The sequence below is a fragment of the Idiomarina sp. 28-8 genome (genome assembly GCF_000320945.2).
Taxonomy (GTDB): domain Bacteria; phylum Pseudomonadota; class Gammaproteobacteria; order Enterobacterales; family Alteromonadaceae; genus Idiomarina; species Idiomarina loihiensis.
The window spans coordinates 39,848-59,458 of the sequence record NZ_DF266790.1 but is presented as its reverse complement, the minus strand read 5'-3'; the positions used below and the strand labels follow the sequence as shown (position 1 = coordinate 59,458).

Sequence of the window (19,611 nt, the reverse complement as noted above, 5' to 3'; positions counted from 1 at the left end):
TAATCGAAAGCCCCTCTTACACTACTATACTGTTGACACGTCGCGCGCGAAGGCGGCGCCAAGGTTATCGTCCGTCCAAAAGTGACAACAAAAACTCAGCCCAGTAAAAGTCAAAATCAGTATCGATATCGACTGAATTTTGTTGACTCATAACATAAGCAAAGGAGGCGTCGTTACGATAAATTTTCGACAACTCATCGATTAAGCTTCTTTTTAACCAATAAATTGCACCGTTCAGCTGATATAACTTTTTGCTATCTTGAGTTCGCTTTATTTCACTAATAAAGCCCGATAATGATAAATCCTCAGTTAAATAATTACTTATTTCTGGCTTTATATTTGCTTCAACTACCGACACGATAGAGTCCGCATTCCTTTCTTCGAAAAGCTTCATACTTTCCACGATATCTTCCGGCCCGCGTAATGGTGAAGTAGGTTGAAGAAGACATAATTGTTCACAATTAATACCATCCCTATCTTCAATATATTTCACCATATGCTCTAATACCGGACCTGTCGAGGCTATATCAGACGCTAACTCTACTGGCCGCAAACATGGGATTTCAGCTCCGTATTTTTTCGCTATCTCTGCGATTTCTAAGCTTTCCGTCGAAACCACGACCTTATCAAAACACCCAGATGCTAACGCCGCTTCAATAGTCCAAGCTATTAAAGGCTTTCCCGCAAGCGGTTTAATGTTTTTTCCAGGCAGTCGCTTGCTGCCGCCTCGTGCCGGAATAATCGCAACTGTTGTCATTGGCGTCTTGGACCTTGAACATCAATTTGCGTATGTTCATAACCTTCCATCCGCGCAATAAATGTTGATATGATATTATCCATAACTATAACTTCTTGATAAGGTCCCAGTCAGTATCGTCAAGTCGCATGGGGTCTTCAGCAAAATCATCCCTGCAGGTTCGCAACATTGATAGCGCTAATTGCTGTGCTTTTACAAAACCCTCTTGTTTCTCTTCCCAAGTCTCGCCATAGTATAAGAAGTGGGTAAGTATCGAGTGCAAATAACTAATGGTAGAAATCATTAAGCTGTAGAAGAAGTGATCACCGTCATGATATTTATCAACAAGAAGCTGCTCTTGTTTCAATAATGCGTCATTCACTTCCTCTTCGGCAGTAAAAGGTTTATCCAAAAGCTCAATTAACTCATCGATATCTTTAATAATTGCCTCGGCATCGAAATGTGATTCTACTTCAGCCAAAATTTCTTGTTGATCGCCGTTACCATAAGCACATTCTTCAATGACCTTACGCGCTTTCTGTGCCTCATCAGCTGAGGAAGAAATCAATAACAGGTCGCTACGTAATGGAAGAGCTCCCTCAATCTTCGCGCCATCACTACAGTTGTAGATCTCAGCATCCATTTGCTGGAGCGTTTTCTCTACCATTCTCAACGACAGTTTAAAATCAAATTTAGTTCGAACTACCGGTCTAAAGTTACCTTTAACCAAGCTAATTTCCCAGCCCTGTTCCTGAACTTCATACAACTGATCACCCGATTTATTATTGTAAAAAATAGAATGTCTAGAGTGATGCTGGTTAACATCAACAAACCCCAAATCCATGCCAAATAAGTAAACTTCTTTGAATCTCATTTCGTTAGCAAAGCCTATTGCCAAATTTGCAACAGTAGGAAAACTTCGCTTCATCGTTACAAAATTGTGCTTTGTTACCGATTTCCTGATAGCTCGTGTCGTTCCTTCTCCTTCCTTTAGTGTTGTTAGCGCGACCTTAAACAAATCTGGCGTATGAGGATACACCCAACTACCACCAACAAAGGTTATACCTTTTAAATAATCAGGATCGTTGAGTACATTAACAATATTATAAGAGTTTTTATGTTGCTCTACTTCGGCATGAAAGTCGGGCTGTATCCCGTTTGCCCATAAAGCTTTCAATGTTGTACCACACGACATGACGAGTACTTGGTCGCGAACTTGCTTAATCGCTTCAATATCATTATCTAGGGATGGACCATTACCAATAATAAATAAGGGCACATCCAAACCATTGTCTAGACAGCTATTGCGTTTTTCTTCAGTTAATATGCGAACACCGTTTTTAAGGTTCTGACGGAAGTGCGAGAGACCAAATAACGCATGGTCATAATTTTCACTGAGACTCAATATCCGTTGTATATCCTCAAGTACCCGCGCTACTGCCTTCTTAACATTTGACGAAAGGAAAGGCGTATAGTAGTAGCCATTAATTGCGTAATTACCCGCTGTACTATTTACCCGATCCATTAGATCGTTAGCTAGTTTTTTTCCGTCATCACCGATATGTAAGAAAAAAAAGCTTCCATCCTCTTCAAGCTTTGTCAAAACTCTCGCCCAATCCATTGTATGAAGTGACCAGTAAAAGAAGTCAATATTCGGTTCTACCCAGAATCCCGATCGCACATTTCTATTCAGTAGTATTTTTTCAACACTTAAACCTAGTGTCGGACAAAATGTCATTAGGGCAGGAATTTTCTGTGGCAACACCATATTTTTAAAACCAAGTTCCTTGCGCAATGCCACAAATTTTCTTACAAACTGATAGTGGATATAATCTTTTAGTATCCCACCATGACTACCCAAAGCAGGTTTAATATTTCCTGGATTATTTTCAAACTGCTCTAAATACGCCTGCTCGTCTTGTTCGGCTGACTCGTTGTACCAAAATGCCTGGCGTTCCTTATGATATAGGTTTACGCCTCCACAAGAGGTTTTTACTAGCTCCCACTTGCTCGGTTGGTAATCTTTTATCTCTTCATAAAGGTTGCCATAGCGCGTGCTTAGCGCCTTCAGGTTTTTCTTAAATCGCTTGTTATCACTGGGGGCGTTACCTTCGTCAACAATTTGTGCTTTCCACAAGGAAAATAACGGAACTTGATCAACAGCATTCGAGTATGCATCTGGCAAGATTTTTACATCTGAAAATGGTGTTTTATCAACGATTAATTGTTTATAAATCCCATCCAGGAACGAGTAACTTAGGTGCCGATATATATAAAAGGTTTGTTCCCCAGTCGCGTCTAATAAACCATTAACGTCGTCGCTAAAGTGCTCACATTCATCTCCTACTTGTAGGTACAGTTGAATACCTTGCTCAGCGCAATAATCAAGAATAGCGACCCAGTCCACAGTAATAAACGAACTAAAAAGTATGTCTTTTTCTGGTTCACAGACTACTACATGCTTGAAGTTTGACTTTTGCAATAATGGTAATAGCCAGTCGCCAAGCCCCAGTCCAAAAGTGACCAAAATACTAGAGCTTTGTTCAGATAAGTGTTCATCTCGAGACGCTAAAAAATCAGATTTATTCCTCAAAAAGTAATCGACATGCCCAAGCTGCTGTTGTTTAGCATTTAGACCATAAAGCGTAGTAGCATCGGCGAAATTGAGGATATTAACTTCGTCAGATCGGTTAATAAACACCGAATACTTTTCGAGTGTATAGCCGAAAAAAAGTTGGTACAAATCAGGGTAGTTTCGCCGTAGCGCTTCGGCATTTTTTGCTTTCTGTTTTATAATATGCGTACTGAGCTTTTCGTCTTTCTTACCTTGGGTGTTCTCATCGGAGTGAAATTGAAACGCTATGTTCTTCTGCATGATTGTAAGCCGTCAAATTTTCGTTATTTACGGCTACGTTAGCACAAACTATGCCAAGGATTGTAGCGTTTAATAAGCGCTTGTTGCCTTTCTCCCTTTCATCAAAGCCAGTAAAGCCTCTTTCCTGTCGGTCTTCAAATCATCCAAAGCTGCGATGACATGCCGAGTAAACAGGAGTTCTTTTTGCAGATTATCTTCCACATCCTGCGGCGACAGGTGATGACGGAGTTCGTCACTGTAATCCGGTAATAAAGAGCAGTAAATCTTTATCGTTTTTTCCAGAACTTCGACATCAACCTCACTTGAAGTTAGCTGTTCTGTGAGCTCTTCCCTAAACTTTATCAACTTTGCTTCAAAGACTTTAGTCATCAACCACCAGCCAATGCTGCGGGCGTTGAGTTTAATGTTGACTCTCTCACATCTCTTGGAATTGCATCCCAGCCTTCTTTAATTGTAACCAATATCTGTTGACAGTCATTCACTTTGTTTGACGAATTCTCAACGGACGCCTCTGACAAGCTTTCAATAATGAAGTCATACAGACTGCCCAAGTTATTGGTAATCTCCTCACCATTTTCAACAGGCCTTAGAGAGTCACTTAAAGCATTCACTATCGCTATGGCCCGACTAATATGCTCTGATTTTGCCGAATAGTCCTGATGCTCTATCGCACTCTTTGCCATGACCATACGATCAATACCACCTTGCATCAGCATTTGAATCACTTCATAAGGGTCAGCTGTTCCTAATTGATCGCGAATGCCGACCTGTTTATACGCGTTTAAGCCTTTTTTTCTCATTAACTATTCCCCCCAAATCCAGGCAGACTTCCGAGCTGTCCCTGCAATGATGACATTGTCTGATTCATACGAGCTATCATCGAATCTAACGCTTGATATTCTTCGCGCAAGTTTTGTTCATAACCTTCCATATACTGGTTAAAATCCTCAAGCTCATTCTTTATATCTTTCTTCTGTGTATCAAACACATCGGTTTTCGTCTCAAAAAGCCCGCCCGTTTGTGTGTATTGTTTGATATAAGAATCTAATTTCGCCCCAAGACCATCGTCGTTAGAAAATAACTTAGATACTTTGTCAAAGTCTTCCTCTAATGCTTGATCGAGCTTTTCTTCACCGCCACTCACAAAACCTATTTTTCCGTCTTCTTCAAAAGTTAACCCGATAGAATACATTGTATTCGCCCCAACTTCTGCCGATGCTACAGAGCCCCCTAAAATATTATTCAGGCCTGAACGCAGCCCACGCAGCATGGAGTCGCCTACTAACGCCCCATTCTGCCCTTCGACATTAACGTTGGTCAATGCATTAGCCACATCCATAAATCCATTATATGACTCAACAAAGCTATTAATTGTATCTTTTACGCCTTGTTTATCCGTTGTCACCTCAACCTTTTGCGTATCTCCTGCTGACACTTCTTTTGCTGTCAATTCAACCCCGCCAATAGCATCCGAAAACGTATTGGTTGAACTGAATACTTCAATCCCGTCAACAATCAACTTAGCATCAGAAGCTTGGTCCTCCGCCGCAATCGTCATCCCCGCCGTGCCACCACTGGCAACCGTGGATAAAGCATCTAATTCCGCGTTATCGTTGGTAACTACCAGCTCGTTATCCGCCCCGGTGATGCTAGAACTAAATACAAGTCGACTTTCTGGATTAGTGCCACCTGTATTAACGATAGAAGCACTGACACCATAGTTATCATTGTTCGAGTTAATTGTATTCGCGATGTCTTGCAAGGTCGCTCCCGCTTCAACGGCTACATCAAAACTGTTTTCACCATTTTCTGTCGCAAAGGTGAGTGTTCCCGCTGATGATGAGATCACCTCTGAAGCCGAAGTGAAAGCGCCCGACTTGGCTTTACTCCCCTGAGCGAGAGCTTCTACTGAAATATTATAGCTGGCTGCTGGTGCATTACTGTTAGCCGTTGCTGACAAATAGGCATTGGTAGTCGTCGTTTCACCATCCTCAGTAGTTGATGCACTACCGGGCGCCCCATTAATAAGAGCAGTCCGACTGTTCATTTCTCGAGGGTTACTCAGCAACTCCAGGCTATCTTCAACCTTCGACAATGCTGACTTAAGTTTACTGTATCCTGACAAAGACACATCAACGGTATTTTGTCGTTGTTGTAGAGCCTCTAATTTAGGTGTGCGCTCAGCTTGTACCAGCTGAGTCACTAAATCTTCCAATGCTAAACCGGAACCAACCCCTAACGATGAAATGCCCATGTCTGCCTCCTAGGCTATCAGTAAACTTAAATCTACTGTTCTTAAATAATACTATCAATTAAGTACCCAACAGAGCTTTCTGACTCCTGGGTTTGTTCCTCAATACGCTCCGCTAACTCCAACAGTTCCTCTGATGGTATTTGCCGAATCAGCTCACCAGTTTCAGAGTCCACGACTTTAACAATGGTTCGCCCCAACTCCTCATTAACATTAAATTCCAAATTGTGTTGTCGAATGCTATCGTTCACATTCAGTGCTTCAATCATATTCTGAAATTTCTGGCTGGCACTGCTTATTCCCTTTTTGGAACGCTCAGTGGTTTGAGAGTCTTCGGATGTTACGGTTGTCGAATTCGCTGTTTTATCAGCGTTCTCAACAAAACGTGTCGAGCTACTCTGCTCGGAATCATTGGGAATCCCGGCAAAGGACACTCCCGAATGGATTTCAATACCCATGGTATTTGCCTCGAATTAAAAAACAAGTGCTGCCTGACAATTGTACTATAGCCAAGCAGCACGCAATTTTCTATCCAAGAAGCGACAGCGCTGCCTGAGGACGTTGGTTAGCTTGTGCCAAAATCGTCGTACTAGCTTGCTGTTGGATCTGGAATTTAGTCAGATTCGCTGTTTCTGCAGCAAAATCGGTATCTCTAATACGCGAGCGTGCAGAGGTTACGTTCTCAGAAATGTTGCTGAGGTTACTAATAGTTGACTGGAAGCGGTTCTGTACCGCACCCAAGTCGGCACGCTGAGCATTCACAGTTGACAATGCACCATCAATTACAGAAATCGCACTAGACGCGCCACCTGCACTCGAAACAGCCAATGCATCGATACCTAACCCTGCTGCATCAAACCCTTGAGTAATACTGACACCAATATTTTGACCCGCATTGGCACCAACAAGGAACTGCTCACCAAAGTTGCCATCTAATAGCTTCTTACCCGCAAACTCAGTTGTACTTGCAACACGAGATATCTCAGCTGTCAGTGCATCGACTTCTTTTTGCAGTGCAATTCGATCTTCGTCGCTGTTAACACCGTTCTGAGATTGAATCGCCAATTGACGAATACGTTGCAGAGAGTCAGTTGTTTCCTGCAGTGCACCTTCAGCTGTTTGCGCAACAGAAATACCATCGTTCGCGTTACGAACTGCTTGATCAAGACCTTGAACCTGTGAAGTCATACGACTTGAGATTTGAAGGCCAGCCGCATCATCTGCAGCACTGTTGATACGAAAACCTGAAGATAAACGCTCGAAAGCAGTGTCCAGGCCGTTACCTGAGTTCATCAATTGACGCTGAGCATTCAGTGATGACACGTTTGTATTTACATAAAGTCCCATAGTACATTCTCCAAATTAAAGCGAAAGGTTTGTACGCTCATAAAGGTTATCGGCTGCCATTCAGGGGACTTTAGACTTTCTTGAAAAAAAGTGGCAATTTTTTTCCGGCTCTGTTATTCAACCCTCTAATTTTTGTGCAGCCTCTTGATAGTAGTCATTGATAGAAAGGCACTCTTTCTCTGTCAGGTTCAAGTAGACCACGCCGGGAAAAGGAAAAGTAAAGTCATCTTTTTTTAAATAAATCATATTTTTTTCGCCATCGTCTTCAATCAACCAGGCACCACCGTACTGTTTTATGAAGCACTCACCACAATAAGCCCCCAGTATATTCGACAATGTATACACCACCTTTTCCTGCGCTATATCCGACTGAAATTGATTGCGAAGTTTCTTTATAACGTCATCAACTTGTAAAACACTCTCACGCGAGAAGTCTAAAACCATGCCAAACTCTGATTCCACAAAGGTAACTGCGTCATTAGCCAAGTCTTCCATAAGCGCCTGCTCTTCACTCGCTTTCATTCTAAAACCTTCTTATTTTTTATCATTGCACTATTTAAAGATAGTCAAACAGACTCAAACGGCTGACGCGACTGAAAACTTGCTGTGATGCCGAATAAATAGTTTCATTCTTAATCAGATCTGTTATCGCTGTTGAGTAATCCACGTCAGCGATGTCTGCTCTTGCTTTTTCGTTAACTATTTCTATATCAGTATTACTCAATCGAGAGCTTTCTAACACATTCAAGCGAGCCCCTACTTTTGCCTGCGTATTGGTCAAGCTCGTAATCGCATCATCGAAAGAAGAGAGTGAAGAGTCAATCTCATCAGTGAAGAACCCTTTCCCTTCAGGCCCTGAATTCTCAAGTGCAGATGCTAAATCACCTATCTGAGTCAAAATATTCCGAGATACCGGTTCACCGATGTCGAAGTCTATGGCATCACCATTAGCAACATTCTCGGATGTCTCAATTTCAAGACCTTGATAGGTAATAGTATCGCCTGGATTATACGCATTAGGCCCTTGCACAATATTATTTCCGCCATCACGAATTTGATAGTCTCCGCCAACAAATTCAATAGTTGCCGACTGCGTATCTGCGTTACCCGCATCCCAATAACCTTTTAAAGTTTGACGGTCTGGAGCCTTTAAACCTTTTACTAAGTTATCACCATTCGTAAAATCAATATCCGCACGAGTCGACAAGTTATTAAACACCTTGCTACCCGGGTCGCCTGCTGGTAAATGCAAACTTGGTGACAATTGAATTTCACGCTGACCATCGTCACTTCTATAAGCGTACGATTGAGTTGCCTGATCATACTCCATCGGCTGAATACGATTTTGATAACCCGCGAAAATATACTCGCCCGCTTCATCTTGAGCGTTCGTGAAATCAAATAACGCCTGCTCTATATTTCGAAGCTCAAGCGCTATAGATTCACGGTTCTCTGCGGACAAACTCCCGTTACCCGCATTTACAGCCAAGCTACGTGCTTTTTGTACATAGTCAACCATATTAGAAAGAACGCTCTCTTCTCGGCCGAGATTATTCTCCAACGTGATAGAGTTGCGATCAAATTGAGCATTCTGCGCAAGTTTTTCATCCAACGCCAACACTTGCGAATTACCAATAGGATCATCTGCCGGACTCAAAATCCGGGTCTGCTTTGTCAACATTAACTGAACTTTATCCATTCGAGACTGGGACGTTGTCAGGGTGTCCTGGGCTCGCTGATAAAACAAACTGGTACTTAATCTCATCTTATCTCACCTTCTAACCTAAAGAACGCAGCAGCGTATCGAAAATTGTTTGCGACGTAGTAATAATTCTTGCTGACGCTGTATAAGCCTGCTGGTATTGAATAAGATTAGCAGCCTCCTCTTCTATATTCACACCGGATTGTGATTCATAAAGCGCTTCTGTTTGTGCTTTCACGGCCTCCGCAGAGTCTCTGAGCACACGGTTTTGGCTCACTTTACTGCCCACGTCAGAAACCAAGCGTCCATAACTCTCATTAAACGTCATGGTCGGTTCAGAGTCCTCGGCACCATCTCGGCGAACAAGTTGCTGACGCTGCAAATCAGAGAGCCTTTGTCCGTTGCTATTATCGTCAAAACCATTCAGGTTGTATTCCATATTGTAGCTATCGCCTGCCTGCGGTTCTCCGACAATATTGATATCGTAATCCGCATCAATACCGATGCCATCAGCGTCATATATTTGCTGAATCACATTTTTCAGATCTTGCGTTGTGCGGTTAGTTCCTATCTGATTGCCGTTTTGATCCAACATACGCAATTCATAATTATTTCCCGTTACAGAGACCACTTCTATCTCTGCTGGAGCCGTCCCGATAAGCCCATCACCCGTTGCATTATAAAAGTCATCCGGCGTATTTATTTGGCTTAGCTCTACTTCCGCAGCCCCTTGGTTATCGGGATTATCACTCACGCGAACGGGACTCGCCAACGCTATATCTTCTGGTCGGCGAACTGATAGACTAATTTCAGATGCGGCACTCTCGGATGGTTTAACTAAAAATTTATCACCAGCGTTGGCGGTATTGGCTACATTCAAAGAAACGCCATAGCGCACTATATCGGCATTACCAGCACCGTCCAATGTTCCGGTAACCACATCGGCTCCATCCAGTGGCTTACCCGTTGAGTCAACCGCAACCACTTCGTAATCTGTGGCACTGGTCATAGTCACCTGCAGATTTTCCGAGGGAAACGACTCGCTATTACCTTCAAGAACATTCATGGTAACTGTTGCGTTACCTGTGTTCTCATCGTAGCCAAGCCCTTGGGCTGACGTTTGTGTTAAATCAAATAACTTACGCCCGAGCTGGTTATCTAAATCCATGCCTTTTTGGTTTTGAGCATTCATGCTGTCGGCAATACGAACCGCCAACTGACCTAAGCGGCGCTCTGTTGGCATCAGAATCTCATCACGGTATTCTAAATAACCGCCAACTTCCCCTCCAATCTCTCCCACAGGCACTAAGAACTCACTCTTCTTCCCACCGCCATGTTCTTTTTCTAGCACAAACTCTAAACGCTCGGTGTTCGGATTATTTTTAGCCGCAACCGAGTTAAAGCGGCCATCTTCAAGTACCAGTGGTTGTCCGCTTTGCAAGTTAACACTCAATGCGCCGCTTTCATGTTCAACGACATTAAACTCAACAAGCTCCGCAAGCTGTCTCAGCTCTTCATCTCGTTGATTCATCAGCGCATTGGTATCGCCGTTCGCTTCACTGCCACCTTGCGATGCAAAAATTCGCTCATTCAGACTACCGATATTTTCCGCAATTGAGTTAATACGGTCGGTCGATAGATTAACACGTTCGTTAATAATGCTTTTTTGTTCGTCAAGGTAACCCGAAAAGTCATTAAACTTTGTTACCATAGCGTCCGCCTCGGCCAAAATAAGCTGACGGGCTGTCACTGAACCAGGATCATTATTGGCGTCTTGTAGTGTATTGAAAAAACTTTCAATACTAGAAGAAACATTAGTCGTGCTGTCACCCAGTAAAGTATCTAATTGCTCAGCCTGCTGCAGGTTCGCTTCGTAATAGCTGACTTTTGAAATATCCGTACGTAACTGACGATTGGAGAATTCATCGATCATGCGTTGTACGCGGACACGCTCAAGCCCTCCATAAGAAGACTCAAAGTATTCGGTGCGCTCGCGAACGTAACTGTCCGTGTTCGTATTATTAATGTTCTTACCGGTGGTTTGCAGGCTTTGCTGATGCGCTAATATGCCGTTCTTACCGATATTTAATAAGTCAAAACTCATCAATGACTCTCCAGTTACTCTGTGACCGTTATCGGCACCTAGCGAATATTATTTAGTTTGAACGGCAATTTTTTGCCGCCTGCGGCACCACTAAATTTCTTTATCAACAAAAGCCGGATTGTTTAATACCGACTGAATCTTCTGTGCATACTGAGGATCTGTCGCGTAACCCGCATTTTGCAAAGCTTCCGCGTACTGCGCCGGATCATCAGCTACTTGTAAAGCCTGCTGGTAGCGCGGATGCTCTTTAATAAAGTCCACATAGTCTTGCAAGCTCTGTTCCACATTGGCATAAGAGCGAAACGCTGCACGCTCTTTACGAGCAACTTCCCCGTCAAACTCCAGCGTACTCACATGAGACTTATCGCCGCTCCAACGCGTGTCGGCTTTTATATTGAATAAATTATTGCTGGAACCACCGTGTCGTCCGGGCACTAAGCGTTTCCCCCAGCCGGTTTCCAACGCAGCCTGCGCCATTAAAACATCAGGGTTCAAACCGGCTTCTTTCGCAATTCGTTCGGCATGAGGTTTTAAAGCCGCAATAAAGCTCTGCGGTGAATCAAAAGTTGCGTTCCCGTCGCTTAGTTTCGCGGTATTAACGCGCTGATTCCCATAATATAAACCGGCGTCAATACCTCCTTGATCACTCAGTTGAGTGCTCATATCGGTGCGGTTTTTCATGCGCGGGTCATCAAGATTCGCTCCGCTACGATTCATAGATGACGGAACGTAGCTATCGTCGCCACCCAGTTGTTTTACCATCAACTCAGCCAGCCCAAGGCTTCCCTGATTTGAAAGCTCTGAGGTCAACTGCTGGTCATACATATCGCGATACATATTCGTATAGCGATTATCCAGCATGTTGTCTTCCTCAAACACCGCATTGGCTTTGCGCATACTGCCCATGACCATGTTCAGGAATATGGCTTCAAACTGCTGCGCGGCTTCCATCAGCGCTTCTTTGTCATCGGGTTTAAACGCACGCTTCCGCAGCCCGTCCAGGCTGTGGGTATCCATAGCGTGTTGCGCTTGTTTTAGATGAGAGTCTGAAACCGTCATATTATTAACTGCCGTTAAATAACGATGAGTTCACCGGATAACGCACCGGCCTGTTTCAATGCTTCCAGCACAGCGATCATGTCACCCGGGGCTGCACCAATTTGATTCACCGCTCGCACTAAATCATTCAATGTTGTACCCGGTTGGAATACAAACATCCGTGCATCTTCCTGGTTTACGTCAATAATGCTCTGAGGAGTAATCGCTGTTTCGCCATCGGCGAATGGATTCGGCTGATCGACATTGACATTTTCGGCTATGGTCACCTGCATATTACCGTGCGCTACGGCTGCTGGTCTCAATTCAACATTCTGACCAACAACAATAGTTCCGGTGCGCGAATTCACAATAATTTTCGCGGCCGCAGAAGCCTGCTGCACTTCCAGGTTCTCCAGTGTGGACATATAGCTCACCCGCTGACTTAAGTCGCGGGGAGCCCTTACCCGTACTGAAGTTGCATCTACCGCCTGAGCAGCACCGTCACCAACTAAATTATTGATGGTCTCGGCCATGCGCTTAGCAGTTGTAAAGTCGGACTGATGCAAATTAAAAGTGAAATAATCGGACGAACCAAAACCAGAGCGAACTTCGCGCTCAACCACACCGCCGCCGGGAATACGGCCTACCGTCGGCGTATTAATAACAATACGAGAGCCGTCGTTACCCTCCGCCCCCAGACCACCTACAATTAAACTGCCCTGTGCAACCGCGTAAACTTCACCATTAGCCCCTTTCAAAAAAGTTTGCAGTAAAGTACCGCCGGTCAGGCTGTCGGCACTACCGACGGAAGACACCGTCACATCAATTTTCTGTCCGGGTTTCGCAAAGGCTGGTAAATCGGCGTGTACAGCAACCGCTGCAACGTTATCAATTTTAGGACGCTCATTCGCCGGAATATTAATGCCGAAGTTGCCCAACATGGTGCGGAAGGTCTGATCAGTAAATGGCGTTTGTTCACCCGTGCCGGGCAAACCAACCACTAAACCATAACCAATTAATTGGTTGGAGCGAATACCCTGCACCGAGGCAATGTCTTTTATCCGTGAAGCCTGAACAGGAGCCGCCAGCATAGAAATTAAACTTACCGCCAGCGCAAATATTTTAAGCGTTCTCATGCCTTACTCCTCAGAATGGCCATATTGGGCTGTTAAAGAAGCGGGTTAACCAACCCTGCTCCTGCACCTGCGCCAGGCTGCCGGTACCCGAGTACTCAATGCGCGCATTGGCGACACGAGTTGACGGGATTTGGTTAGCGGCAGTGATATCCTGCGGGCGGATCATACCGGTTAAACGAATGTATTCATCACCGGTATTAATGCGCATCCACTTTTCACCGCGAACAATCAAGTTGCCGTTCGGCAGCACTTTTATAACCGTTACAGTAATTTCACCGTTTAACTGATTACTTTGATCAGAGCTGCCATCGCCATTAAACTCACGAGTTCCGTTTATACCCGCAGACAGCGGATTGCCGCCTACGGTAATGTCACGTCCAAACGCCGTCGGCGCTGCTAATTCTGCAGTGCTCTCTTTTGACGTTTCCGTCGTAGCCGTTTTACTGGCGGTAGTCTGCTCCTGCAACGTCACGGTAATAATGTCGCCCAGTCTGCGGGCTTTAATATCCGAATACAGATTATCCGCGTAAGCATCCTGAAATAAAGAGCCTGTTGGCACGACCGGCTGCGCACGCTCTTCCGGCAATACGGGTGCGTAATATGGGTCATCCGGCATAGGTTTATGCGGCGTTTGTACACAACCGGCTAAAACCACTGCGGCTAAAGAAAAAAGTAAAAAACGCATAGACTCACCCGCTATTATTTAATGACGACAACAATTAAAGCTGCTGGTTAATGTAACTCAACATCTGATCCACAGACGAAATCACTTTAGAGTTCATCTCGTAACCACGCTGACTCTCAATTAAGTTCACCAGCTCCTCGGTCACGTTCACGTTTGAGGTTTCCAATGCGCCCTGAATCGTATTACCCATTCCGTCAACGCCCGGAACCGCTTCTAAGGGAGCACCACTTACTGCGGTTTCTTTGTATAGGTTCTGACCCATAGGCTGTAGGCCGGCCGGGTTAATAAAGTTAACCAAATTAAGCTGCCCAACCACTACGTTATCGGGGTTGCCCGGCTGCGTGACAGTAACCTCACCTTCTTGTGAAATACTGACCGACATCGCGTCTTCCGGTATCTGAATAGCAGGCTCAATGGTGTAGCCATTACCCGACGTCACCATTTCGCCTTCTTCATTTAAAGAAAACTGACCGTTACGGGTGTAAGAAATGTTGCCATCCGGCATCAACACCTGAAAGAAACCTTTACCGTCAATCATCACGTCAAGTGAGTTATCGGTTGTCTGCACGTTACCCTGAGTGTGGGACTTCTGCGTTGCGACAACTTTGGTACCGGCACCCAGCATTAAACCGTTAGGTAGCTCGGTGTCCTGCGCAGACTGACCGCCCGGCTGGTTAATGTTCTGGTACAACAAGTCCTCGAATACCGCCCGGCTCTTTTTAAAGCCAACCGTACTAGAGTTAGCCAGGTTGTTAGAAATAACTGAAATATCGCGCTGCTGCGCGTCCAATCCGGTTTTACTTATCCATAATGCTGGGTTCATGGTCTTTCTCCTGGGCTACGCTTAGCTGATTCTCATCAGCGACTCAGAACGCTGGGCGTTCTCATCGGCCGTTTTCATTAATTTGACGTTCATTTCGTACTGACGCTGCAGAGCGATCATGTGCGTCATTTCTTCGACGCTATTCACATTACTGCCTTCCAAAGCGCCAATTTCCAGTTTTACGTTGGCATCGGCAATGGCCTGTTGATCGTCTTTTAACTTGAACAGACCATCGTTACCTTTTTTCATATTACCGTTTGGCGGGTTGACTAGTTTAATACGGTCAATGACTTCCATCGCATTGGCCGGAGCCCCCATAGGTCGTATAGAGATATTCCCGTTGGCACCAATAGCCAAGTTATCTATCGGCATTGGCACAAATATCGGTCCATTGTCTCCCAGCACTGTTTTTCCAGTGGAGTTTTTCAACAGGCCATCGGTACCCACTTCCAGGCTACCATTTCGGGTATAACGCTCATTGCCATTGCCGTCATCGACAGCAATCCAGCCTTGATCCTGAATGGCAACATCAAGATTCCGTCCGGTGGTCTGCATTGCTCCACTGGCAAAGTTTTGCCCGGGGCTTTCTGTCATAGAGAAAACGCGCGTTGGCATACCTTCACCAAAGGCCTGCATTGCCCGAGCTTGTTGCAGGTCGCCTTTAAAGCCTGTGGTGTTGGCATTTGCTAAATTATTGGCACGGACAGCGACAGCGTTCATGTTCTCTTTCGCGCCGCTCATCGCTACCCAAAGCATCTTGTCCATAGCTGACCTCCAGCCAAAATTTTGTCGTCTGCGGTTTATTATTAAGACAATGCAGATTTCGTGCCAAAAACAAAAAAGACGCCCGAAGGCGTCTTTTGTTAGTCAGTAACCAGAAGTTATTATCGAATCTGAAGAATAGTCTGGTTAATGGTGTTATTCACTTCGAGTGAACGTGAGTTCGCCTGGAAGTTACGCTGAGCTGAAATCAAGTCAACCAGCTCTTTGGTCAAGTTGACGTTTGAGTTTTCAAGTGCAGATGACTCGATTGCACCAAAGGTACCTGAATTGGCTTGGCCTGCCAGCGCCTCGCCTGATGCACTGCTTTGTTTCCATGATGTACCGCCAACCTGAGTCAGACCTTGCTCATTCGCGAAGCGCACTAGTGCAACTTGGCCTAAGTAACGAGTATCACCGTTGGAGTATGTCGCTGAAATAAGCCCATCCTCTGCCGTTTCCACCTTAGTTAATCGGCCTAACGTACTGCCATCTTGCTCAAGAAAGTTAACTTCAAATTCCGAAGCATACTGAGTAGGCAGCCTGTCTCCTTGCGGGTCTTGAAACTTAATAGCCAACTCTTGGTTTGCATTTGCGCCATTGCTATATGTGCTACCCACTGCCACCGTCGCATCACGAAAAGTTTCGTCAGTGAAACCAGGAGAGTCAGAATTCGGTTTCCCGTCGGACCCAAAAGACACACGAATCCCCTGGTAAGGACCGCCACCTGAAAACGCCGCAGTTGGCTCAGCTTCCGTACCCTCAATTACTGTTCCTTCGCTATCTTGCTGTTTAGCGTCAACCCCCTGTCCATCGACAGTAGTATAAATGTCCCAGTAAGTATTATCATCCTCAGGAATTTTTTTACCCGGATCGTTTTCTCCACCCTGTCCTTCGGCTCGACGAACATAGTAGGTTGTCATTACATGAGACTCACCAAGGGAGTCGTATATAGTTGTGGATGTTGAAGTGTTATAACTACCAGTATCCTCAGGATTAAATGGTCGTCCCTCAACATAACCGGTCTTAGTGGGATCGTCTCCTGTCTTCATGGGAACCGCATTACTCCTCGAGTCGACATTAAACGACAGGTTCACGTTTTCAGTTAAGCTTGGCGCCCCAGCCGTGTCAGGAATACGAAGAGGCTGGGCAGTAGCTAAACTGGAGGACTGACTTGTTCCGGTCGTTTCATTAACAGGAAAACCGACCAAGTAATTCCCATTATTGTCAACCATATAGCTCTCGTTATTTAACTTAAACGCACCTGAGCGAGTAAAGTTGTAATCTTGATCGCCTATCTGGGATGCGGTTGCAAAGAAGCCATTTCCGCTAATGGCCATATCCAAAGAGTTTTCAGTAAAATCGAGCGTACCTTGACTAAATTGCTGTGCAACTGATGACGTTAACACGCCATCCCCCACCTTAGCTCGTCCCGAACTAAAGATACTACTGGCATAAACATCCGCGAACTCAGCACGTGATTGCTTGAAGCCGGTTGTTTTGACGTTTGAAATGTTATTTGCGGTTACATCTAAGTCTTTTTGTGATGCATTGATACCGCCGAGTGCAATATTAAATGACATAAGTCACCTCACTTGTTAGCTAATTTCAGTCACATCAGAAAGCTTGATGCCACCTAATCCTTTAAGATTCAAAACCACACCGCGGTCACCGCCGGTGCTGACACTTTGCACACGAGCGTGCATTTGCAATGGAAGCTCTTCAGTCTGACCACCTACTTGGGCATTCACAGAGAACGAATAATTTCCGGCGGGCGCTTCTTCGCCGTTAGACATAACGCCGTCCCACTCAAACTCTTTTGTTCCCTGCTCCACATCACCTAAATCAATGGTTTTAACCGTTGCACCCGTGGAGTCTTTAATACTAATTTTTACATTCTGAGCCGTCTGCGGTGTCGCAATCATGCCCGTTACGCCAGCCCCTGATTCCAGGTTAGCCTGATCAGTCGGCACCAGAACTTTACGCCCAACCATAGTTGAAGCCTGAAGTGCCTGATTCGAGGTCATGTCTGTCGCAAATTGGTCAAATCGGTCTGACAGACCGCTAATACCTTCCGCCATTGTGAAACTGGTCATTTGAGCGATCATCTGATCGTTCTCGACCGGCTTAGACGGGTCCTGCATACTGAGTTGCTCTGTTAACAGCTTGAAGAAGTCTTCTTGCTCCAGCTTTCCCTGCTCATCTGGATCAGCATATCTGGCATCGTCTTCTTTCTTCCATTTCAAGTCGTCAATGTAGGAATTATTGCTTACGCCTTCCATTACTTATCTCCTGCTTACCCTTGACCCAGACGCAATAAACGTTGTGTCATTGTTTTGGCAGTGTCCGCTACCTGAACGTTTGTCTGGTAGGAACGCGAAGCCGAAATCATATTGGCCATTTCTTCCATGGTGTTGACGTTTGGACGGTAGATATAACCGCTTTCGTCAGCCATAGGATGATTTGGAGCATATTCAATTTGCAGCGGATCCTGACTTTCCACAATACCCAGTACTTTGACGCCGGCTTCCTGACCCGCCTGAGTCTGATTCGTCAGACTATTACCGCGATAGTCACCTTTAGCGTCGGCTAAAGCGGTCGCAAAAACCGGGTTTCTGGCCCGATAGGTTTCATCAATACTGCTGCTAATTGAGTTAGCGTTTGCGAGGTTACTGGCTGTTGTATTCAGTCGTACTGACTGAGCACTCATGGCCGAACCCGACACATTAAAAATGTTAAAAAGACTCATGACTTATTATCTCCCTTGTCCGCCCAGGGCTTTCTTCACACCGCTGATACGGCCGTCAAGAAAGTTCATGGTCATTTCATACTCCAACGCATTTTGTGCATACAAGTTTTGTTCCAACTGCACATCAACGGTGTTGCCATCGCCGGTATCCGGTTGCGTGGGTACGCGGAACTTTTCAGTTCCCTGAGGTTTAATTTCAACGCTGAAATGTTTTTCGTGAGTACGCGCCATTTTATGATTTTCCATACCGCGCTGCGCTTGCTGCAACGCCTGCTGAAAATCCAGGCCTTTCGCTTTGTAGCCGGGGGTATCAGCATTGGCAATGTTATTGGCAATAAGCTCCGCGCGCTGAGTTCGTACCCCCAGCGTGTGTTGCTGTATTCCCAAAAGCTTGTCCATGGAAAGTGCCATATTTTTGTCTCCACAGTGTTCGATGGTGGAGACGATGCAGGAAGTGTGCCAGTTCAGACAGGGTGATTAGTTTTTCAGGCGAGCATTTTCTGCAGGCACTATTTTCTTCTGTAGATAATGCCCGGCTGGCAGCGGATCATCTCAAAATCCTCAGTAAGTCCTGAAATTGATTCGGATGCACCGAGAAAAAGATAACCGCCGGGGTTCAGCGATTGCCGGAATTGGGCAATAATTTTCCGCTTTACTTCAGGGGCAAAGTAAATAAGAACATTGCGGCAAAAAATAACATCGAATTTGCCCAACAAAGAATAGCTGTCCAGCAAGTTTAAGTGACGGAAATGAATAAACTGCTTAAGCTCGTCTTTTACTCTCATGGAGCCGGCTTTACTTTCGGCGTCAGTAAAAAACTTCTTTCTACGCTCAGCCGACAAACCACGCGCAAGAGCCAGGCTATCGTACTCACCAATTGCACACTGCTCGAGCACCTTATTAGAAATATCGGTCGCCGTAACTTTTATACCGGCTCTTAACCCACCCGGATTCTTCGCCTTATACTCTAAGTAGGTCATGGCAATGGAATAAGGTTCCTGCCCCGAGGAACAGGCTGCAGACCAAATTTTTAAAGGCCCGGTGTGATTTTTATATTCCGGAAGAATACGGTCATTCAGAATTTCAAACGGGTAAGTGTCACGAAACCACAAGGTTTCGTTGGTTGTCATGGCATCAATAACCGCTGCCCGCAGCGCGCGCTCACTTAGCTTCATTGAGCGTTTGACAAGCTCTGCGAGCGAATCGACATTAAACCGGCCCATTAAAGGGCTCAGCCGACTCTTCACCAGATACAGTTTACTCTCACCCAATACGATACCGCATTGATGTTCAAGGAACTGACGAAATTCCTGATATTCCGATAAACTTAATTCGCGATCTATCACGTTATATAAACAACTTCCGTTTCAGTTTCATTCGTTTCGTAGCCTGACGTTTAACGTCAG

The 19,611-nt window shown here is 45.1% G+C and carries 20 protein-coding genes; all 20 read right to left on the bottom strand.

Going from position 1 to position 19,611, the window contains the following annotated elements:
- Nucleotides 1-64: 64 nt before the first annotated feature.
- The 20 genes from RJ32_RS05040 to RJ32_RS04945 all read right to left on the bottom strand — a co-directional run bounded on the left by RJ32_RS05040 (nucleotide 65) and on the right by RJ32_RS04945 (nucleotide 19,551).
- On the bottom strand, nucleotides 65-757 hold the full coding sequence (locus RJ32_RS05040; protein ID WP_034819663.1) for a cytidylyltransferase domain-containing protein: 693 nt from the start codon (nucleotides 755-757) through the stop codon (nucleotides 65-67).
- Nucleotides 758-842: 85 nt separating this feature from the next.
- A complete protein-coding gene (locus tag RJ32_RS05035; protein WP_034819660.1) occupies nucleotides 843-3,611 on the bottom strand; it encodes a 6-hydroxymethylpterin diphosphokinase MptE-like protein in 2,769 nt (922 codons plus the stop codon).
- A 69-nt stretch (nucleotides 3,612-3,680) separates the two neighbouring features.
- Nucleotides 3,681-3,980: a hypothetical protein gene (locus tag RJ32_RS05030; RefSeq protein ID WP_034819658.1), complete on the bottom strand. Its 300-nt coding sequence runs from the start codon at nucleotides 3,978-3,980 to the stop codon at nucleotides 3,681-3,683.
- Complete coding sequence (fliS, locus tag RJ32_RS05025) at nucleotides 3,980-4,411, bottom strand: flagellar export chaperone FliS (protein WP_034819656.1); 432 nt, start codon at nucleotides 4,409-4,411, stop codon at nucleotides 3,980-3,982. Before fliS ends, RJ32_RS05030 begins: the two co-directional genes overlap by 1 nt.
- Nucleotides 4,411-5,865, bottom strand: coding sequence for a flagellar filament capping protein FliD (gene fliD / locus RJ32_RS05020; RefSeq protein ID WP_034819651.1), 1,455 nt, complete (start codon nucleotides 5,863-5,865; stop codon nucleotides 4,411-4,413). Before fliD ends, fliS begins: the two co-directional genes overlap by 1 nt.
- Before the next feature lie 41 nt (nucleotides 5,866-5,906).
- Nucleotides 5,907-6,320 carry a flagellar protein FlaG gene (locus RJ32_RS05015; RefSeq protein ID WP_051018731.1) on the bottom strand — a complete coding sequence of 138 codons (414 nt, stop codon included), beginning with the start codon at nucleotides 6,318-6,320 and terminating at the stop codon, nucleotides 5,907-5,909.
- A gap of 70 nt (nucleotides 6,321-6,390) precedes the next feature.
- Nucleotides 6,391-7,209 carry a flagellin domain-containing protein gene (locus RJ32_RS05010; RefSeq protein ID WP_034819648.1) on the bottom strand — a complete coding sequence of 273 codons (819 nt, stop codon included), beginning with the start codon at nucleotides 7,207-7,209 and terminating at the stop codon, nucleotides 6,391-6,393.
- Nucleotides 7,210-7,326: 117 nt separating this feature from the next.
- Nucleotides 7,327-7,731 (bottom strand): hypothetical protein, encoded by a 405-nt coding sequence (locus RJ32_RS05005; RefSeq protein WP_034819645.1) that lies wholly within the window; start codon nucleotides 7,729-7,731, stop codon nucleotides 7,327-7,329.
- 34 nt (nucleotides 7,732-7,765) lie between these two features.
- Nucleotides 7,766-8,974 carry a flagellar hook-associated protein FlgL gene (gene flgL / locus RJ32_RS05000; protein WP_034819642.1) on the bottom strand — a complete coding sequence of 403 codons (1,209 nt, stop codon included), beginning with the start codon at nucleotides 8,972-8,974 and terminating at the stop codon, nucleotides 7,766-7,768.
- Between the two features lie 13 nt (nucleotides 8,975-8,987).
- The gene (gene flgK, locus RJ32_RS04995) at nucleotides 8,988-11,015 is read right to left on the bottom strand and encodes a flagellar hook-associated protein FlgK (protein ID WP_034819639.1); all 2,028 of its coding nucleotides are present in this window, start codon (nucleotides 11,013-11,015) and stop codon (nucleotides 8,988-8,990) included.
- Between the two features lie 90 nt (nucleotides 11,016-11,105).
- Nucleotides 11,106-12,074, bottom strand: coding sequence for a flagellar assembly peptidoglycan hydrolase FlgJ (flgJ, locus tag RJ32_RS04990; protein WP_034819636.1), 969 nt, complete (start codon nucleotides 12,072-12,074; stop codon nucleotides 11,106-11,108).
- Between the two features lie 14 nt (nucleotides 12,075-12,088).
- Complete coding sequence (locus tag RJ32_RS04985; RefSeq protein WP_034819633.1) at nucleotides 12,089-13,189, bottom strand: flagellar basal body P-ring protein FlgI; 1,101 nt, start codon at nucleotides 13,187-13,189, stop codon at nucleotides 12,089-12,091.
- A 10-nt stretch (nucleotides 13,190-13,199) separates the two neighbouring features.
- Nucleotides 13,200-13,874, bottom strand: a complete 675-nt coding sequence (gene flgH, locus RJ32_RS04980) for a flagellar basal body L-ring protein FlgH (RefSeq protein ID WP_034819631.1) — start codon at nucleotides 13,872-13,874, stop codon at nucleotides 13,200-13,202.
- A gap of 34 nt (nucleotides 13,875-13,908) precedes the next feature.
- Nucleotides 13,909-14,697: a flagellar basal-body rod protein FlgG gene (gene flgG, locus RJ32_RS04975; protein ID WP_034819627.1), complete on the bottom strand. Its 789-nt coding sequence runs from the start codon at nucleotides 14,695-14,697 to the stop codon at nucleotides 13,909-13,911.
- Nucleotides 14,698-14,718: 21 nt separating this feature from the next.
- Nucleotides 14,719-15,462, bottom strand: coding sequence for a flagellar basal-body rod protein FlgF (flgF, locus tag RJ32_RS04970; protein WP_034819624.1), 744 nt, complete (start codon nucleotides 15,460-15,462; stop codon nucleotides 14,719-14,721).
- A 119-nt stretch (nucleotides 15,463-15,581) separates the two neighbouring features.
- The gene (flgE, locus tag RJ32_RS04965) at nucleotides 15,582-17,039 is read right to left on the bottom strand and encodes a flagellar hook protein FlgE (RefSeq protein WP_034819620.1); all 1,458 of its coding nucleotides are present in this window, start codon (nucleotides 17,037-17,039) and stop codon (nucleotides 15,582-15,584) included.
- Between the two features lie 15 nt (nucleotides 17,040-17,054).
- Nucleotides 17,055-17,738: a flagellar hook assembly protein FlgD gene (flgD, locus tag RJ32_RS04960; RefSeq protein WP_034819617.1), complete on the bottom strand. Its 684-nt coding sequence runs from the start codon at nucleotides 17,736-17,738 to the stop codon at nucleotides 17,055-17,057.
- Between the two features lie 14 nt (nucleotides 17,739-17,752).
- On the bottom strand, nucleotides 17,753-18,205 hold the full coding sequence (gene flgC / locus RJ32_RS04955; RefSeq protein ID WP_034819615.1) for a flagellar basal body rod protein FlgC: 453 nt from the start codon (nucleotides 18,203-18,205) through the stop codon (nucleotides 17,753-17,755).
- Between the two features lie 6 nt (nucleotides 18,206-18,211).
- Nucleotides 18,212-18,616 carry a flagellar basal body rod protein FlgB gene (gene flgB / locus RJ32_RS04950; RefSeq protein ID WP_034819613.1) on the bottom strand — a complete coding sequence of 135 codons (405 nt, stop codon included), beginning with the start codon at nucleotides 18,614-18,616 and terminating at the stop codon, nucleotides 18,212-18,214.
- 98 nt (nucleotides 18,617-18,714) lie between these two features.
- On the bottom strand, nucleotides 18,715-19,551 hold the full coding sequence (locus RJ32_RS04945; RefSeq protein ID WP_034819611.1) for a protein-glutamate O-methyltransferase CheR: 837 nt from the start codon (nucleotides 19,549-19,551) through the stop codon (nucleotides 18,715-18,717).
- Nucleotides 19,552-19,611: the final 60 nt, after the last annotated feature.